The organism is Clavibacter michiganensis (assembly GCF_016907085.1).
In the GTDB taxonomy this organism is placed as follows: domain Bacteria; phylum Actinomycetota; class Actinomycetes; order Actinomycetales; family Microbacteriaceae; genus Clavibacter; species Clavibacter michiganensis_O.
The window spans coordinates 1,488,938-1,505,071 of record NZ_JAFBBJ010000001.1 but is presented as its reverse complement, the minus strand read 5'-3'; the positions used below and the strand labels follow the sequence as shown (position 1 = coordinate 1,505,071).

The 16,134-nt window shown below is 74.2% G+C and carries 18 protein-coding genes; 10 read left to right on the top strand and 8 right to left on the bottom strand.

Features of this window, described 5'->3' with window-relative positions; translation table 11 throughout:
• Positions 1-165: 165 nt before the first annotated feature.
• Genes JOE38_RS06875 through moaA form a run of 3 tightly spaced genes read right to left on the bottom strand, consistent with a single transcriptional unit; the run spans position 166 to position 2,400 of the window.
• A complete protein-coding gene (locus tag JOE38_RS06875) occupies positions 166-1,032 on the bottom strand; it encodes a DUF2971 domain-containing protein (protein ID WP_204575460.1) in 867 nt (288 codons plus the stop codon).
• 14 nt (positions 1,033-1,046) lie between these two features.
• On the bottom strand, positions 1,047-1,313 hold the full coding sequence (locus JOE38_RS06870) for a MoaD/ThiS family protein (protein ID WP_204575459.1): 267 nt from the start codon (positions 1,311-1,313) through the stop codon (positions 1,047-1,049).
• A 1-nt stretch (position 1,314) separates the two neighbouring features.
• Positions 1,315-2,400 carry a GTP 3',8-cyclase MoaA gene (gene moaA, locus JOE38_RS06865; RefSeq protein WP_374191159.1) on the bottom strand — a complete coding sequence of 362 codons (1,086 nt, stop codon included), beginning with the start codon at positions 2,398-2,400 and terminating at the stop codon, positions 1,315-1,317.
• A 93-nt stretch (positions 2,401-2,493) separates the two neighbouring features.
• On the opposite strand from moaA, the gene JOE38_RS06860 reads away from it, so the two are divergent.
• The 4 genes from JOE38_RS06860 to JOE38_RS06845 are packed head-to-tail and all read left to right on the top strand — an operon-like array spanning position 2,494 to position 5,684.
• Positions 2,494-3,009, top strand: coding sequence for a TOBE domain-containing protein (locus tag JOE38_RS06860; protein WP_204575458.1), 516 nt, complete (start codon positions 2,494-2,496; stop codon positions 3,007-3,009).
• Positions 3,010-3,044: 35 nt separating this feature from the next.
• On the top strand, positions 3,045-3,818 hold the full coding sequence (modA, locus tag JOE38_RS06855; protein WP_307838843.1) for a molybdate ABC transporter substrate-binding protein: 774 nt from the start codon (positions 3,045-3,047) through the stop codon (positions 3,816-3,818).
• Entirely contained in the window at positions 3,808-4,620 is an 813-nt protein-coding gene (locus JOE38_RS06850) for an ABC transporter permease (protein WP_204575457.1), read from the top strand. The genes modA and JOE38_RS06850 overlap by 11 nt, the downstream gene beginning before the upstream one ends.
• Positions 4,617-5,684 carry an ABC transporter ATP-binding protein gene (locus tag JOE38_RS06845; RefSeq protein ID WP_204575456.1) on the top strand — a complete coding sequence of 356 codons (1,068 nt, stop codon included), beginning with the start codon at positions 4,617-4,619 and terminating at the stop codon, positions 5,682-5,684. The genes JOE38_RS06850 and JOE38_RS06845 overlap by 4 nt, the downstream gene beginning before the upstream one ends.
• On the opposite strand, the gene JOE38_RS06840 is transcribed toward JOE38_RS06845, so the two are convergent.
• Entirely contained in the window at positions 5,685-7,142 is a 1,458-nt protein-coding gene (locus JOE38_RS06840; protein ID WP_204575455.1) for a glycosyltransferase family 87 protein, read from the bottom strand.
• Between the two features lie 78 nt (positions 7,143-7,220).
• Between JOE38_RS06840 and JOE38_RS06835 the strand changes: the two genes are divergently transcribed.
• Both JOE38_RS06835 and JOE38_RS06830 read left to right on the top strand, forming a co-directional pair.
• Entirely contained in the window at positions 7,221-8,450 is a 1,230-nt protein-coding gene (locus JOE38_RS06835) for a molybdopterin-dependent oxidoreductase (RefSeq protein ID WP_204575454.1), read from the top strand.
• Positions 8,450-8,929, top strand: coding sequence for a hypothetical protein (locus JOE38_RS06830; RefSeq protein ID WP_204575453.1), 480 nt, complete (start codon positions 8,450-8,452; stop codon positions 8,927-8,929). The genes JOE38_RS06835 and JOE38_RS06830 overlap by 1 nt, the downstream gene beginning before the upstream one ends.
• On the opposite strand, the gene JOE38_RS06825 is transcribed toward JOE38_RS06830, so the two are convergent.
• Genes JOE38_RS06825 through JOE38_RS06815 form a run of 3 tightly spaced genes read right to left on the bottom strand, consistent with a single transcriptional unit; the run spans position 8,878 to position 10,960 of the window.
• Positions 8,878-9,576, bottom strand: coding sequence for a class I SAM-dependent methyltransferase (locus JOE38_RS06825; protein ID WP_086522709.1), 699 nt, complete (start codon positions 9,574-9,576; stop codon positions 8,878-8,880). The genes JOE38_RS06830 and JOE38_RS06825 overlap by 52 nt on opposite strands.
• Positions 9,573-10,256: a TIGR04282 family arsenosugar biosynthesis glycosyltransferase gene (locus JOE38_RS06820; protein WP_204575452.1), complete on the bottom strand. Its 684-nt coding sequence runs from the start codon at positions 10,254-10,256 to the stop codon at positions 9,573-9,575. The genes JOE38_RS06825 and JOE38_RS06820 overlap by 4 nt, the downstream gene beginning before the upstream one ends.
• Positions 10,253-10,960, bottom strand: a complete 708-nt coding sequence (locus JOE38_RS06815) for a glycosyltransferase family 2 protein (RefSeq protein WP_204575451.1) — start codon at positions 10,958-10,960, stop codon at positions 10,253-10,255. Before JOE38_RS06815 ends, JOE38_RS06820 begins: the two co-directional genes overlap by 4 nt.
• Positions 10,961-11,102: 142 nt before the next feature.
• Between JOE38_RS06815 and JOE38_RS06810 the strand changes: the two genes are divergently transcribed.
• From JOE38_RS06810 to JOE38_RS06795, 4 genes are all read left to right on the top strand, one after another.
• The gene (locus tag JOE38_RS06810) at positions 11,103-11,951 is read left to right on the top strand and encodes a response regulator transcription factor (RefSeq protein ID WP_204575450.1); all 849 of its coding nucleotides are present in this window, start codon (positions 11,103-11,105) and stop codon (positions 11,949-11,951) included.
• Positions 11,948-13,210 carry a sensor histidine kinase gene (locus JOE38_RS06805; RefSeq protein ID WP_204575449.1) on the top strand — a complete coding sequence of 421 codons (1,263 nt, stop codon included), beginning with the start codon at positions 11,948-11,950 and terminating at the stop codon, positions 13,208-13,210. The genes JOE38_RS06810 and JOE38_RS06805 overlap by 4 nt, the downstream gene beginning before the upstream one ends.
• Positions 13,207-14,826 (top strand): molybdopterin-dependent oxidoreductase, encoded by a 1,620-nt coding sequence (locus JOE38_RS06800; RefSeq protein WP_204575448.1) that lies wholly within the window; start codon positions 13,207-13,209, stop codon positions 14,824-14,826. The genes JOE38_RS06805 and JOE38_RS06800 overlap by 4 nt, the downstream gene beginning before the upstream one ends.
• Positions 14,827-14,941: 115 nt before the next feature.
• Complete coding sequence (locus JOE38_RS06795) at positions 14,942-15,196, top strand: hypothetical protein (protein ID WP_204575447.1); 255 nt, start codon at positions 14,942-14,944, stop codon at positions 15,194-15,196.
• Between the two features lie 87 nt (positions 15,197-15,283).
• On the opposite strand, the gene JOE38_RS06790 is transcribed toward JOE38_RS06795, so the two are convergent.
• Entirely contained in the window at positions 15,284-15,967 is a 684-nt protein-coding gene (locus tag JOE38_RS06790) for a PadR family transcriptional regulator (protein ID WP_204575446.1), read from the bottom strand.
• Positions 15,968-16,134 lie beyond the last annotated feature (167 nt).

The window sequence follows — 16,134 nt, the reverse complement described above, 5'->3', positions numbered from 1 at the left end:
CGTCCCTGCCTACGGATGGATCGCACGCGGGAGGATCAGCGCGCTAATGGCTCGTATACATTGATGACGGCATGGCGACCGCAGGGAGCTTTGCGGGATTCGGGGTGAGCTCTACCGGCGATTGCATGAGGTTCTGGTCTGTGCAGGACATGGTGCTGCGCCTTTTTACCAATTGAAGGGCAGCGCCGATTCTCGGATCTCCACGTGACTGTACGAGCCGCGGTCTCCATCGGACAACAAGCTTTCGAGCGCGCGTCTTTGCTGCGAGGCGTTGGCGCTCGGTGCCATGGTGATGCTGCGGATCGCTTCGCGAGGAAAATTAAATGTCCGATAAGAAACGAGTGAACCAGTTCCTGATACCCGGACGCGCGCATCGAGCGCGTGGTGACCGACTATTCTGATGACCAAGCGAGCTTCTCGCTCGTCGGCAAAGGCGTCATGCTTTCGATAAGAGAGTTTCTGAAACACCGACCGCAGCTCGGTGTCTAATTGATCACGCTTTAGTTCATCAGCATTGAGGCTTTGGATCTCCCTAACTAGGTGTTCTAGGTCGGTCTCTCCGTATATGACGTCCTCAACGGAACCGAACAATTGATAATTACTCTTAATGGCTTCGTCTTCCTCCGAAGCACCGTCGAGCGGGAAGAAATTTGAATTGTTGAGCCAGGCGAGTAATATATCTTGATCGAAGCCAATAGCAAATCCATTGCGACCGGCGTAGAGGCGCCAAAGCGTAAGGCTCTCGTCGGATCGCGAGAAGCTGGTGACGAACGACCGCTCTTCGACGACGAGATCTGCGGAGTGGGCGTCGAAGTATTGCTCTTCCAGTAAGACACCGGCTCTGATTAAGAGGTCTTCGGGTCTTCCGCTAGGTGCAGGCGTTTCGGCCAGGCGAAGAGCTAGAGCACGGGCACCAAAAGTAATTTCCGTAGGGTCGTTGAGGTAGTTTGACTGAGTCGCCCACAACTCGCGATTCTGGACGATGTGAATGAGCGCAGCCGCGTTTGTGTAGTGATAGAGCTCTGAAATCACTGTCTCTCCTAGCCTCAGCCGCCCGAGAACGGCGGCAGCACGTCCACCGTGCTGCCGGCGGTGAGGGGCGCGTCGCGGTCGGTGGTCGCGACGCCCTCGACGAGGTAGGTGCAGCGGGCGAGGACGGCGGCAGCGTTCGCGGGATCCTCCGAGGCGGCGGCACGGGACCCGAGCGCGTCCATCAGGTCGCCGAGCACAGCTGCGGACGGCAGGTCGAGCTCGTCCGTCGTGCGGCCGAGCGCGGCGGCGGCAGCGGCGAAGAGCTCCACGGGCACGATCACGTCAGCCCCCGATCGCGCTCATCGAGCGGGCGGGCTGGATGAAGTCGGCGTCGTCCATGCCGTGGCCCTTCGGCTTGGCCCACATGGCGCCGCGCCAGAGGTCGGCGATCTCCTGGTCGGTCGCGCCGGAGCGGAGAGGCGCGAGCAGGTCGGTCTCCTCGTGCGAGAAGAGGCAGCTGCGCACGCCGCCCGTCGCGGTGAGGCGCGTGCGGCGGCAGTCGGCGCAGAACGGCTCGGTGACGCTCGCGATGACGCCCACGCGGCCGAGCATCGCGGTGCCGGCCCCGCCCTCGCGGGAGTGCACGCGCCAGAGCTCGGCGGGGGATCCGTCGCGCGGCTCCTCGTCGGGCACGAGCGTGAAGCGCTCCGAGAGGCGTGCGCGGATCTCGGCGGCCGTGATCATCTCGTCCCGGTCCCACGCGTGGTCGGCGTCGAGCGGCATCTGCTCGATGAAGCGCAGCTGGTGCCCGCCCGCGACCGCCCAGGCGAGGAGATCCGCCGCCTGGTCGTCGTTGACGCCGCGCACGAGCACCGCGTTGATCTTGATCGGCGTGAGCCCCGCGGCAGCCGCGGCGTCGATCCCGTCGAGCACGCGGTCGAGGAACGGGCGGCGCGTGATGAGCCGGAACGTCTCCGCGTGCACGGAGTCGAGCGAGACGTTGATCCGATCGAGCCCCGCGTCCTTCAGGGCCTGCGCGCGGGAGGAGAGGCCGATCGCGTTGGTCGTGAGCGAGATCTCGGGCCGGTCGGGGATGGCAGCGCAGGCGGCGATGATCTCGATGAGGTCGCGGCGCAGCAGGGGCTCGCCGCCCGTGAAGCGCACCTGGCGGACGCCGAGGTCGCGCGTGCCGATGCGCACGAGCCGCTCGATCTCCGTCAGCTGCAGCGCCTGCCGGTCGGGCGTGAAGGGGAGGCCCTCGGCCGGCATGCAGTACGTGCAGCGCAGGTTGCAGCGGTCGGTGAGCGAGATGCGGAGGTCGGTCGCGCGGCGGCCGAAGGGATCGAGGAGCGCCGGATCGTCGGGCCGGGCGGGGCCCGGAGCGGCGGCGGGACGCGGCATCGCCGGCATCCCCAGCGAGGTGCTCATCACCCCAGGCTACGCGCGCCCCGGAGCGGGCCCGTCGCCGCCCGGCTCCGACGGAACGGAGCGCGCCGCGCCTGCGGTGCCTAGGATCGTCGCATGACGCAGAACAGGGACCGGGCGCCCTCCCGCGCCGCGGATGCCGAGGATCCCCTCACCGCCGAGACCGCCTCCGGGCCCTTCCGCTACCGCGTGAGCGAGGCCGCCGCGCTCCTCGGCGTGAGCGACGACACCCTCCGTCGATGGGCCGACGCCGGTCGCCTCGACCTCGTGCGCGGCGAGGGCAGGCTGATCCAGGTCGACGGCGTGCAGCTCGCGCACCTCGCGACGGAGCTCGCGGCCGACGGCACGCTCGCGGCGAGCGGCGGCGCCCGGCGCCCGACGTCCTCGGCGCGGAACCGCATGGCGGGCATCGTCACGCGCGTCGTGCGCGACGGGGTGATGGCGCAGGTCGAGATCCAGGCGGGGCCGTTCCGGATGGTGTCGCTCATCAGCCGCGAGGCCGCCGACGAGCTCGGGCTCGAGGTGGGCGCGCCCGCCGCCGCGACCGTCAAGGCCACCAACGTGGGCGTCGAGCTGCTCGCGCCCGAGACGCTGACGGGCGGGCGGGCGTGATCCGCCGGGGACGCCGGGCGGCGACCCTCGCGCGCGTGGCCGTCGTCGGCGCCCTCGCCGCCGGGCTCCTGGCCGGGTGCGCGGCGGGCGGATCCGCGCCCGCGGGCGTCCCGGATCCCGCCCCCGACTCCCTCGCCGGCACCCTCGTCGTGCAGGCCGCGGCGTCGCTCACCGGCAGCATGGACGAGGTCGCCCGCGGCTTCGAGAGCGCGCACCCGGGCGTGACGGTCACGGTGTCGTACGGCGGCAGCTCGACGCTGGCGCAGCAGATCGTGCAGGGCGCGCCCGCGGACGTGTTCGCGTCCGCATCCGACGCGACGATGACGACGGTGGTCGACGCGGGCGAGACGGCGGCGGATCCGCGCGTGTTCGCCCGCAACGCCCTCGAGATCGCGGTGCCGCCCGGGAACCCCGCCCGCATCGCCGGCCTCGCGGACTTCGCGGACGCCGGCCGCACCCTCGCCCTCTGCGCGCCCGAGGTGCCGTGCGGGGCCGCCGCGGCGCAGGCGTTCCAGGAGGCGGGCGTCACGCCGCAGCCGGACTCGCTCGAGCAGGACGTGCGCGCCGCCCTCACGCGCGTCGAGCTCGGCGAGGTGGACGCGGCGGTCGTCTACGAGACGGACGTGCGCGCCGCGGGCGACCGGGTCGAGGGCGTGCCGCTGCCGGACGAGGTGAACGTGACGACCGACTGCGTCGTGGCGCCGCTCGCCGGATCCGCGTCGCCCGCTCTCGCCGCCGCGTTCGCCGACTACGTGGCCGGCGACGACGCCCGGGCCGTGTTCCAGGCGGCGGGCTTCCGTGCGCCCTGACCGGCGCGCCGACCGCGTCCCGGTCCTCCTCTGGATCCCCGCCGGCGTCGCCCTCGCGTTCCTCGTGCTGCCGCTCGCGGCCCTGGTGGTGCGCGCGCCGTGGGCGACGCTGGGGGAGCGGCTCGCGGATCCCGGGATCGCGCGCGCCCTCGGCCTCTCGCTCGGCAGCGCGCTCGCCGCGACCGCCCTCAGCCTCGTGCTCGGGGTGCCGCTCGCGTTCGTGCTCGCGCGCTCGGCGAGCCGGCCGGCCGTGGTGCAGCGGATCCTCCGCGCGCTCGTGACCGTTCCGCTCGTGCTGCCGCCCGTGATCGGCGGCGTGGCGCTGCTGCTGCTGCTCGGGCGCCGCGGGCTCGTCGGCGGACCGCTCGAGGCGCTGACCGGGATCACCATCCCCTTCACGACGCCGGCCGTGGTGATCGCCGAGACCTTCGTGGCCATGCCGTTCCTCGTGCTCGCGGTGGAGGGGGCGCTGCGCGGCGCCGACCGCCGCTTCGAGGACGCGGCGGCGACGCTCGGCGCGAGCCGGTGGACGGTGCTCCGCCGCGTGACCCTGCCGCTCGTCGCGCCCGGGATCGGCGCCGGCGCGGTGCTGTGCTTCGCCCGCGCGCTCGGCGAGTTCGGCGCCACGCTCACCTTCGCGGGCAGCTTCCCGGGCGTGACGCAGACCGTGCCGCTGTCCGCCTACCTCGCGCTGCAGACGGATCCGGACGCCGCCGTCGTGCTGAGCCTCGTGCTCCTCGCCGTGTCGGTCGTCGTGCTCGTGAGCCTGCGCGACCGGTGGGCGACGGGGGTGCACGCGTGAGCGCGTCTGCGGGCCGCGGGACGGTGACCGATGGGCTCGACGCGCGCGTCGTCGTCGAGCGCGCCGCGTTCCGGCTCGACGTCGCGCTGCGCGTCCCGGCCGGATCCACGACCGCGGTCGTCGGGCCGAACGGCGCCGGGAAGTCCACGCTGCTCCGCGCGCTCGCCGGGCTCGCGCCGCTCACGGCGGGACGCGTCGCGCTCGGCGGCCGGGTGCTCGAGGAGCCGGTCGGGAGCGCCGCGCGGATCCCCGCCGAGCACCGCGGCATCGGCGTCGTCTTCCAGGACCACCTGCTCTTCCCGCACCTGTCCGCGCTCGCCAACGTCGCGTTCGGGCCGCGGGCGCACGGCGTCGCGCGTGCCGTGGCGGAGGAGCGGGCGCGGGCCCTGCTCGACCGGCTCGGGATCGCGCACCTCGCCGACCGCCGGCCCGCCGCGCTGTCGGGCGGGCAGTCGCAGCGCGTCGCGCTCGCCCGCGCCCTCGTGCTCGAGCCCGCGCTGCTCCTGCTCGACGAGCCGATGGCGGCGCTCGACGCGGGCACGCGCCTCGACGTGCGCGAGCTCCTCGCCGACGAGCTGCGGCGCTTCGGCGGCGCGGCCGTGCTCGTGACGCACGATCCCGTGGACGCGCTCGCGCTGGCCGACCGGATCCACGTGCTCGAGGACGGGCGCCAGGTGCAGGAGGGCGCGCCCGCCGAGGTCGCCGCGCAGCCCGCGACCGCCTACGTGGCGCGGCTCGTCGGGATGAACCGGCTGACGGGGAGCGATTCCGACGGGCGACCCGTCGTGGTCCTCGCGGCGCCGGCCGACGTGCGGCTCGCCCGGGACCGCGACGGCGATCCCGCGTCCTCGCCCGCGACCGGCGCCGGCGCCCACGTCGCGACCGGCGAGGTGCGGCGGATCGAGGGCGTCGCCGGCCGGATCCGCGTCACGCTCCGCCTCGCTGCCGGCGACCCGTCGGCTCTCGCGGGCGACGTCACCGCCGAGCTCGACGCCGCGTCCTTCGCCGCGCTCCGCCCGCTCGCGGGCGAGCGCCTCGCCGTGCGGATCCCGCGCGGGGCCTGATCAGCCGGCGTCGGGTCCGCCGGCCGGCACGCGCTGCCGGTCCCCGCGACCCAGCCGTCGCCGGACGGCCGCCGGCATCAGCCGTGCGCGCCCGTCCGGCCCGAGGCGCACGAGCGAGCCGGCCACGACGATCACGAGGGCCGCCGCGAGCGCGATCTGCCACGCCCACAGGTCCGGCGCGAACAGCCGCAGCGCGAGCGCGGCCACCACCGCGAACCACTCGCCGCGGCCGGTCATGGCGATGAACGGGATGAGCAGCAGCGCGTACCAGGGGTAGCGCGGGCTCACGGCGAGGAGCGTGACGCCGATCATCACGACCTGGCCGAGCCACGGATCCGCCGGGTCGGTCTTCCACCAGACGAGCCCGGCGGTGACCGCGAGGATCAGCCCGACCGCGATCAGCCCGTACTGCCCGGGCACGACGAGCTCCACCAGCGGGAACCGCCCGCCGTCGTCGTAGCCCTCCTCCTGCAGGTAGCCGGGGAGGTAGCCGAGCACGGCGATCCCGGTGCTGAGCACGTACGGCACGTAGAGCAGGGCGAACGTGACGACGGCCGCGGTGATCACCTTCCAGGGCTGCTTCCGCAGCAGCGCCGGCGCCGCGATCACCGGGATGAGCTTGGTCGCGATGGCCGCACCGAGCGCGATCCCGCCGCGCCATCGCATCCCGCCCGCGACGAGCAGCGACGCCGCGAGCGCGAGCAGCGCCCCGAGCGCGTCGACGTGCGAGTTCGTGACGACCTCGCTCGCCACGAGCGGGCACCACGCCCAGAGCGCCGCCCACCACACGGGCTTGCCGCGCTTGCGCAGCGCGCGGACGAGCAGGAGCGTCACGGCCGTCATCATCAGGAGCCCGGCGGCCTGGAACGCCCAGTACTCGGCCGTCACGGGGACGACCGCGCGCACGCCGGCGAAGAACAGCTCGGCCATGGGCGGGTAGATGGTGGGGACCTTCGGCCGGTTGAGCGCCGTGCACATCGGCTCGTGCGTCTCCTCCTCTCGGACGCCCATGATCCGCTTGCCCTCGCAGGTGGCGGCCCCGTCGGACCCGACGACGGTCTTCGGATAGAGCCAGTCGGGCCGGAGGTCGCGCAGCTCGGGGTCGGCCGGCGTGTACCGGTAGGGCGACTCGCCCGCGTTCTGCACGATGCCGTCCCACGCGTATCGCGCGGAGTCGGTGCTGGTGTTCGGCGGTCCGGCCATCGCGACCGCGCCGAGGCCCACCGATCCGAGGATGATGAGCGCAGCGGTGGATCGGGCCGGCAGCTTCCGCACCAGGAGGACCGCCGCTCCGAAGACCACCCAGATGACGACCACGAGCCAGAACAGCGGCGCGGCACCCTCGCGGCGGAAGAACGCCTCGTCGTCGGCATCGCCGAACAGATCGAACGCGACCACCGACCACCCGGTGAGCGCGGCCATGACGGCGAGGACGAGGGCGGTGAGGGCGGTGCGCACACTCCATCATGGCGGCGCGCGCCCGGGCGATCGCCGACCGGCCCCGACCCGCCGCTCCCCGGACGAAGGACGACCCCCATGCGGACGCTGATGCACGAGGCCAGGCGGCGCCTGGCCTCGCCCGCGCGCACGACCCGGTTGGCGGTCGTGATCGGCCGGCTCCTCGGCCTCGCCTTCCTGGTCTGCTTCGCGACGGGCCTCTACAGCCACTTCCTGCAGGACCCGCTGCCGTGGATGCGCTTCCCGACCGCGCCCGTGTCGCTGTACCGGGTGACGCAGGGGATCCACATCACCGCCGGCATCGCGTGCGTGCCGCTGCTGCTCGCCAAGCTCTGGATCGTCTTCCCCGAGCTGCTGACGTACCCGCCCGTCACCGGCGTGGTCTCGTTCCTCGAGCGCGCGTCCATCGCCGTGTTCGTCGGGGCGTCGCTGCTCGAGGTGACGATGGGCCTCCTTAACACGTTCCAGTGGGTGCCGTTCCCCTTCTACTTCCGGCAGACGCACTTCGCGCTGGCGTTCGTGGTGATCGGGTCGCTCGCGATCCACATCGGCGTGAAGCTGCCCGCCATCGCCCGGCACTGGCGGCGCGGGCAGGCGGACGAGTCGCCCATCGTCGAGGACGCGCCCGGCGTGGACGGTGCGCCCGCTGCCGCGCCCCGCGGCGTCACCGGTCGCGTGCTCGCCTGGATCGACGACACCCCCGTCACGCCCACCCCCGTCGCCCGCCGCGGCTTCCTCGTCGCGGTCGGCGCGTCCGTCGTCGCGGTCGTGGGCCTCACCGCCGGGCAGTCGTTCCGGATCCTCGCCCCGTTCAACGCCTTCGGCCCGCGCGTCATGGGCACCGGCCCGCAGGCGCTGCCCGTCAACCGCACGGCCGAGGCCGCGGGGGTCACCGAGACCGCGATGGATCCCGGGTGGACGCTCACCGTCTCGAACGGATCCGCCTCCCGCGCCTTCACCATGGACGACCTCCGCGGCATGGGGCTCGTCACCGCGACGCTCCCCATCTCCTGCGTCGAGGGCTGGAGCCAGTCGGCGACCTGGCGCGGGGTCCGCCTCATGGACCTGATGGACGCCGTCGGCGCGGATGCGGGCGCGCGCCTGCGCGTCACGAGCCTCGAGAGGAGCGGCGGCTTCCGGCGCACCGAGATGGGCCCGGAGTACGTGCGCGACCCGCTCACCCTCGTGGCGCTCGAGCTCGACGGCGCGCCGCTCGACATCCAGCACGGCTACCCGGCGCGCATGATCGCGCCCGGGCGTCCCGGCGTGCTGCAGACCAAGTGGCTCTCGACCCTGGAGGTCATGTGATGTCCGGCACCCGCATCCCCGCTGCCCGCGGCGTCCTCGCCGCCCGCATCGCGCTCATCGCGGTGGGGGTGGTCGGCCTCGTGGTCGGCGCGCTCGTGCTGCTCGACTCGCAGCGCACCGACCAGGTCGTCGGCGTCGCCGTGTTCCTGCTGCTCGCGATCCTGGTGCACGACGCGATCCTGTCGCCCGTCGTGTTCGTCGCAGGCCTGCTGATCCGAAAGGCCGGCCGACGCCTCCCTGCCGGGTCGCTCGTGATCGTCCAGGCCGGCGTGGTCGTGATGGCGGTGATGACCCTGGTGGTCGTCCCCGAGATCCGCGCCCGGGCGATCGGCAACGACAACCCGACGATCCTCATCGCCGACTACGCGCCGCGCCTCGCGCTCATGTGGGTCGCCACCGCGGTGGCGACGGCCGTGGTCGCGACGCTCTACGCGCGCACGAGGCGGCAGAAGGACCGGCCCTCGGTCTCCCAGCACTGAACGAGGTCGAGGCCCGCGTCGCCGGCCATGCGCGCGACGGCGTCGCGGCCGACCTGCGCCCACGGGAACGGGTCGCTCGCGCGGCCCTGGCCGTCCTCGACCGTGCACTCGAAGGTGCGGTCGCGGGCGGGATCCGGGTGGGTCTCCACCACGAGCGCGCCCTGGTCGTCGAGGAGGTCGCCGCAGCGCGCGAGGAGCGCGGCCGCGTCGCCGCCGATGCCGATGTTGCCGTCGAGGAGCAGCAGCGTGCCCCAGCCGCCCTCGCGGGGCAGGCGCTCGAAGACGGAGCGGTGGAGGACGGGGAGGCCGAGGCCCGCGGCCATCTCGACCACGGTGGGGGAGACGTCGATCCCGAGCGCGCCGAGCCCGGCGTCCATCGCGGCACGGACCATGCGGCCCGGGCCGCAGCCGATGTCGAGCACGGGGCCGGCGGCGTCGGCGAGCAGGCTCGCGTCCACGGCGTCGGCGTCCGCGCTCCAGCGGCCCAGGTCCATGACCTCGGCGCTGTCGTCGTCGGAGGCGAGCGATAGGAAGAGGACCTCGCCGGAGTCGCGGAGGGCCCGGGCGTAGGGCTCGCCGCCACCGGATCCGAAGGTGCGGACGCGCGCGGAGGCGCGGTCCTCGGGGTGGTCGACGGCCAGGCTCATGCGGGGTCCCTCTGCGATGTAGCGGGTGCGGTGGCGGCGGCGCGGCTGCGCGCGCCGGTGTCCAGGGTTCGGAGCGCGTGGGCGAAGCGATGGGCGGGCGCCGCTGCGGCGGCCTCCCGCGCGTCGTCCACCGTGTCCACGTCGGTGAGCTCGGGCAGCATCGCCACGTCGAGCCCGGCGTCGATGAGGCGCGACAGCTGCACCGCGCCGGTGTCGTCGCGGGACATGGGCACGCCGCGCACGAGCGCACCGTCCGGATCCCGCAGGCCGAGCGCCCAGAAGCCGCCGTCGTTCGCCGGGCCGAACCAGGCGTCGGGGCCGCGCGCGCCGTCGGCCCAGGAGTCGAGCACGGGGCGGATCAGGTCGGCGGTCAGCTGCGGGGTGTCCATGCCGACGAGCAGGACGGGGCCGTCGAGGGCGTCGAACATGGCGGCGAGCCGCTCGTCGAGGTCGCCGGCCACCTGCGGGATCACGTCGTAGCCGGCGGCCTCCGCGGGCGGGGTCGTGCCGTCGAAGAGGAGGACGCGGCGCGCGGGCGCGGCGTCGTCGACGGCGGCGAGCGTGTCGGCGAGGGCGGCGGACGCGAGCTCGGCCGCCTCCTCGAGGGTGAACGGCGGGTGCAGGCGCGTCTTGACGCGGCCCGGGATGCACTCCTTGGCGATGACGACGACGGCGGTCACGCGGCTCCTCCCGGGGTGCGGTCGGCGCCGGCCGCCGCAGCTCGCGCCTCGGCCAGCACGCGCGACATGTCGCGCACGGCCGTGACGGTCCCGCGCACGGTGCCGGTCACCTTGGACCGCCCCACGCGCGGTGCGTACGGCATCTCCACCTCCAGGATGCTCCACCCGGCCGCCGATGCCCGGAGCAGCATCTCCAGGGGATAGCCGCTGCGCCGGTCGAGGATCCCGAGACCGAGCAGCTCCGTGCGCCGCCCGCAGCGCATCGGCCCGAGGTCGTGCAGGGGCACGCCCGTGATCCGCCGCAGCCGCCGAGCCAGCTCGAGGTTCGCGATCCGCGCGTGCAGCGGCCACGCGCCGCGCGTCGACGGCATCCGCCGCCCGAGCACGAGGTCGCGCTCGCCGTCGCGGACCGGGTCGACCACGCGGGGGAGGAGCGCCGGATCCATCGACGCGTCGGCGTCGCAGAACGCCACGAGCGGCGCGGTCGCCGCCTCGAGCCCCGCGTGCGCCGCCGCCCCGAACCCGCGGCGCGACTCCGTCACGACGAGGGCGCCGTGCGCGCGGGCGACCTCGGCCGAGCGGTCGGTGGAGCCGTTGTCGACGACGATCGCGCGGTACCCCTCGGGCAGGCGGGAGAGGACCCAGGGCAGGGCCTCCTCCTCGTCGAGGCAGGGGAGGACCACGTCCACGAGCACTGGCGTCATCCGTCGAGCCTAGGAGTCCGCGCCTGCGCGCGTCCGCCACGCATCCGCGCCGCGCACCGCCGCGCGCCCCGAGGGGTGACGGCTCGCTCGCAAGCCGGACACCGCGCGGGTCCCCGCCAGGGACGGCGCATAGTCTGACCGGGTGAGCCCCACCTACGATCCCGCGCGCGCCGACGCCGGGCGCCCCGACCCCGCGCGGCCCGATCCCTCGCGGCCGGACCCGCTGCGCGGCCGCCGCATCCTCGTGGTCGAGGACGACCCCACGGTCAACGAGGTCGTCTGCCGCTACCTCAAGGCCTCGGGCTTCCAGGTGGAGACCGTCGCCGACGGCCTCGAGGCCGTGCGCGTCGCCACCGAGCGCATGCCCGACCTCGTCGTGCTCGACCGCATGCTGCCCGGCCTCGACGGCCTCGAGGTGTGCCGCCGGATCCGCGCGCACCACCCCGAGTCGCCCGTCCCCGTCGTGATGCTCACCGCGCTCGGCCAGGGCGAGGACCGCGTCAACGGCCTCGACGCCGGTGCCGACGACTACCTCGCCAAGCCCTTCTCCCCGCGCGAGCTCGTGCTCCGGGTCCGCGCCGTGCTCCGCCGCACGGTGCCCGAGCCCGTGCCGGAGCCGCCCTTCGTCGCGGGGCCGTTCGTGCTCGACCTCGGCGCGCGTGAGATCCACCAGGCCGGCGTCATGCTGTCGCTCACCTCCCGCGAGTTCGACCTCCTCGCCTTCCTGCTGCGGAACCCGCGCCGCGTCTTCGGGCGCGACGACCTGCTCCGCTCCGTGTGGGGCTGGGAGATCGGCGACCTCTCCACCGTCACCGTGCACGTGCGGCGTCTGCGGGAGAAGATCGAGGCGGATCCCGCGCACCCCGTGCTCCTCGGCACCGTGTGGGGCGTGGGCTACCGCTTCGACCCGGACGCCGCGGCGCCCGTCGCGCCGCCCGCCGACGAGGCGGAGGCCGCGGATCACGCCCCCTCCGCCGGGGCCGACGCGTGACCGCCGACTCCTTCCTCGTCGTCGTGCTGACGGCGCTCGTCTGCGCCGCCGTCGTCGGCCTCGGCGCGAGCGTGCTGCTGCGCGCGCTCCGCCGCCGCTCGCTCGTGCTGCAGATCTGCGTGGTCGCGCTCGCGGCCGTGCTCTCGGTCGTGGGCGGCATGGTCGCCGTCACCGCGAGCATGCTCGTCGACGACGCCGGCCTCACCGCGTTCCTCTCGGTCGCCGCCGTCTCCGCGCTCGTCTCGCTCGTCATGGCCGCGATGCTCGGCATGACCCTCGTGCGCGGCAGCCGCGAGCTCGGCCGCTACGCCGCGTCCATGGGCGAGGAGGCCGCCGTCGAGCCCGGCCGCCCCACCAGCACCGAGTTCGCGCAGCTCGCCCGCGAGCTCAGCGCCGCCAACCGCCGCCTCGCCGACGCCCGCGACCGGATGGAGGCGCAGGAGCGCAGCCGCCGCGAGCTCATCGCGTGGATGTCGCACGACCTGCGCACGCCGCTCGCGGGGATCCGCGCCATGGCGGAGTCCCTCGAGGACGGCATGGTCGACGACGAGCACCGCTACTTCCGCCAGATCCGCGTGCAGGCGAACCGCCTCAACGGCATGGTCGACGACCTGTTCGAGCTGTCGCGCATCAACTCGGGCAGCCTCGAGCTCGCCGTCGAGCGCGTCTCCCTCTACGACGTCGTCAGCGACACGGTGGCCGAGCTCGGCCCGGTCGCGCAGGCCCGCCAGGTCGACCTCCGCGGCGAGACCGCGCACGACGACCTCGTGGTGCAGGGCGACCCGCGCGAGCTCTCCCGCGTCGTCGGCAACCTCGTGATGAACGCCATCCAGCAGTCGCTCCCGGGCGGCCGCATCGTGATCTCCGCGCACCGCGACTCTGGCAACCTCGCCGTCCTCTCGGTCGAGGACACCGCGGGCGGCATTCCCGAGGCCGACCTCCCGCGCGTGTTCGACGCGGGCTGGCGGTCGACCGGATCCCGCACCCCGCGCGCCTACGGCAAGAGCGCCGCGGAGAAGACCGCGCTCGGCCCCGACTTCCCGGTCGCGACCGTCGAGGCCACTCCTCCGGATCCCGCGGTGCAGGCCGAGGGCACGCACGACGGCGGCTACGCGTCGGGCGGCGGCGGGGCCGGCCTCGGCCTCGCGATCGTCCGCGGCATCGTGCGCGCCCACGACGGCGACGTCACCGTCCAGAACATCGACGGCGGCTGCCGCTTCGACGTGATCCTCCCGTACAGCAAGCCGGTCGCCCCGTGACCCGCGCGGCCCTCCGCTGGTGGTCCGCGTTCCTCGGTGTGGTGGCGGCGCTCGCCGTGCTGGCCGTCGCCGAGATCGCCGCGGCGTTCGTCGCCCCTGCGGCGAGCCCCGTGCTCGCGGTCGGCGCGCTCGTCATCGACCTCGTGCCCGCGGGCGTCAAGGACACCGTGATCGCCCTGTTCGGGACGGGCGACAAGGTCGCCCTCATCGTCGTGCTCGGCCTCGTGGTGCTCGCATCGGCCGCGCTCGCCGGGATCCTCCAGGTGCGCCGCCCGCCGCTCGGCGTGGTGGTGCTCGCGCTCTTCGCCGGGATCGCCGTGCTCGCGGCCACCACGCGCGCCGGGGCCACGGGCGCCGCGGCGATCCCGACGATCGTCGGCATGATCGCCGGCGTCTTCATCCTCCACCGCGGCGCCGACCGCCTCCGCGACTGGCGCGACGCGGCGGACCGCGCGGCATCCGCGTCGGCCGCGGTCGCCGAGCCCGTGCGCGGCATCGTCCGCCCGGCCGCGCGGGCCCCGCTCACGCCGGGCGCAGGCTCCCGCGTCGAGCGCCGCACCTTCCTCCTCATGACGGTCGTGGCGGGCGTCACCTCCGTCGTCGCCGGATCCGTGGCCCGCGGCCTCAACGCCGCCGCCGCCCGCGTGGACGACTTCCGCCGCACGCTCGTGCTCCCGCGCGCCGCGACGCCGGCCGCCGCGATCCCCGCGACCGCCGAGCTCGGCGTGCCCGGCCTCGCGCCGTTCCTCACGCCCGCGACCGACTTCTACCGCATCGACACCGCGCTGCAGGTGCCGTCGGTCGACGCGGCGTCCTGGAAGCTGCGCATCACGGGCATGGTCGAGCAGGAGGTCGAGATCACGTTCGCCGAGCTGCTCGCCCTGCCCCTCGAGGAGCACGTGACCACCCTCACGTGCGTGTCCAACGAGGTCGGCGGGAACCTCATCGGCAACGCGCTGTGGCTCGGCTACCCCATCCGTCTCCTGCTCGAGCGCGCGAAGCCGACCGCGGGCGCCGACATGGTGCTCTCCACGAGCCAGGACGGCTGGACCGCGAGCACGCCGCTCGAGGCGCTCACGGATCCCGACCGCGCGTCGATCCTGGCCGTCGGCATGAACGGCGAGCCCCTGCCGCAGCAGCACGGCTTCCCCGTGCGCATGGTCGTGCCCGGCCTCTACGGCTACGTCTCCGCCACCAAGTGGGTCACCGAGCTCAAGGTCACGACCTTCGCCGAGGACGTCGCGTACTGGTCGACCCGCGGCTGGACCGAGCGCGGCCCCATCAAGACCGGCTCGCGCATCGACACCCCGCGCTCCGGCGCGCGCGTGGACGCGGGCCGCACGGCGATCGCCGGCATGGCCTGGGCGCAGCACACCGGCATCCAGAAGGTGGAGGTGCGCGTCGACGAGGGCGACTGGGTCGAGGCGACGCTGGGCGACGGCGTGGGCGCGGACACGTGGCGGCAGTGGTCGTACGCGTGGGACGCGACGAGCGGATCCCACAGCGTCGAGGTGCGCGCCACCGACACGACGGGCGCGACGCAGACCTCCGACGAGGCGCCGCCCGCCCCCGATGGCGCGACCGGCTGGCACCGCATCAGCGTCGGCGTCTCCTGACCCCAGCACGCCCCCGACGCCCGCGGGATGCATCCGGCCAGCACGCGCGGAGCCTCGGCGCGTACCGTCGACGCACGGCGCGAGCGCGCCGCATCGACGAGCGAAGGAGAGCACCGTGAGCGACATCGAGAACCCCCGCGACCCCGCCGACCGCGACCTGGACGACACGGGCGTCGACGAGGAGGAGCTCGTCGGGGCCGACGCCCACGAGGCGCAGGAGGCCATCGACGCCGAGCGCGTCGTGCCGCTCGACGACGATCCGGTCGCGGACGACGACGCGGACGGCGGCCTCGGCATCGACATCACCGAGTCGGACGGCCCCGACCTCGAGGCCGGCGACGACCTCGACACGGGAGCGGCGATCCGCTGATCCGCCCTCCCGCACGCACGCACGACGACGGCCCCCGCTGATGCGGGGGCCGTCGTCGTAGTGCGGGGGCCATGCGGCCGGCGCGGGTCAGTCCGCGAGGATCGCGTACAGCGCGCGCCGCGTCTCGTCGAGCTTCGCCGCCGCGGCCTGGCGCTGGGCGTCCGTCGCGTCGTGCATGAGGGGCTTCACCACGCCCATGAGCTTCATGAGGCTCGTCTGGAACGCGTCCTCGCCCTCGGACTTGTCGGTGGTGGCGGCCCAGGCGGCGTCGATCTCCGCCTGGTTCTCCTCGACATGGGCGCGGCCCTGGTCGGTGAGGGAGTAGACGCTCTTGGCGCCGGATTCGTCGGCGACGATGAGGTCCTCGTCGACGAGCTGCTGGAGCGTCGGGTAGACGGATCCGGGGCTCGGCCGCCAGGCGCCCTCGGTCTTCGCGGCGATGCCGGTGATGAGGCCGTAGCCGTTCGAGGGCGCGTCGGCGAGCAGGGAGAGGATCGCGAGGCGGACGTCGCCGCGGCGGGCGCGCCCCCGTCCGCCGCGTCCCCGGCCCGGGCCGAAGCCGGGGCCGCCGAAGCCGCCCATGCCGGGGAAGCCCGGGAACCCGGGGAAGCCGGGGCCGTCGCCGGGGCGGAAGCCGCGGGCGAGGGGGTGGCCCGGCATGATGCGCGGGCGTCCGCCGCGGTGGTGCTGCATGCGGGGCTCGTGGTGGTCGGCGGGGACGCCGGCGGATGAGGAGGACGGCAGGTGGTCGTCGTGGTCGTGGGTGCGCATGAGCGCTCCTTCCGGTCAGGGGATGTCGGGGATCGCGACGTTCTGTCGCGATGTAGCGACGATATATCGGCGACAGTCGGATGTCAACAGGCGCCGAGGACCGGTCCTGGCGTCGATCCGCATGGATCCGGGGGGAGCGGCGCGTGAACCTGGCGTTCACCTGGGAA

Coding starts and splice junctions, on each gene's coding strand:
- moaA (WP_374191159.1), bottom strand. CDS start 2,400: ATGAGCACCTCGCTGGGGATGCCGGCGATGCCGCGTCCCGCCGCCGCT.
- JOE38_RS06860 (WP_204575458.1), top strand. CDS start 2,494: ATGACGCAGAACAGGGACCGGGCGCCCTCCCGCGCCGCGGATGCCGAG.
- JOE38_RS06835 (WP_204575454.1), top strand. CDS start 7,221: ATGCGGACGCTGATGCACGAGGCCAGGCGGCGCCTGGCCTCGCCCGCG.
- JOE38_RS06830 (WP_204575453.1), top strand. CDS start 8,450: ATGTCCGGCACCCGCATCCCCGCTGCCCGCGGCGTCCTCGCCGCCCGC.
- JOE38_RS06825 (WP_086522709.1), bottom strand. CDS start 9,576: ATGAGCCTGGCCGTCGACCACCCCGAGGACCGCGCCTCCGCGCGCGTC.
- JOE38_RS06815 (WP_204575451.1), bottom strand. CDS start 10,960: ATGACGCCAGTGCTCGTGGACGTGGTCCTCCCCTGCCTCGACGAGGAG.
- JOE38_RS06790 (WP_204575446.1), bottom strand. CDS start 15,967: ATGCGCACCCACGACCACGACGACCACCTGCCGTCCTCCTCATCCGCC.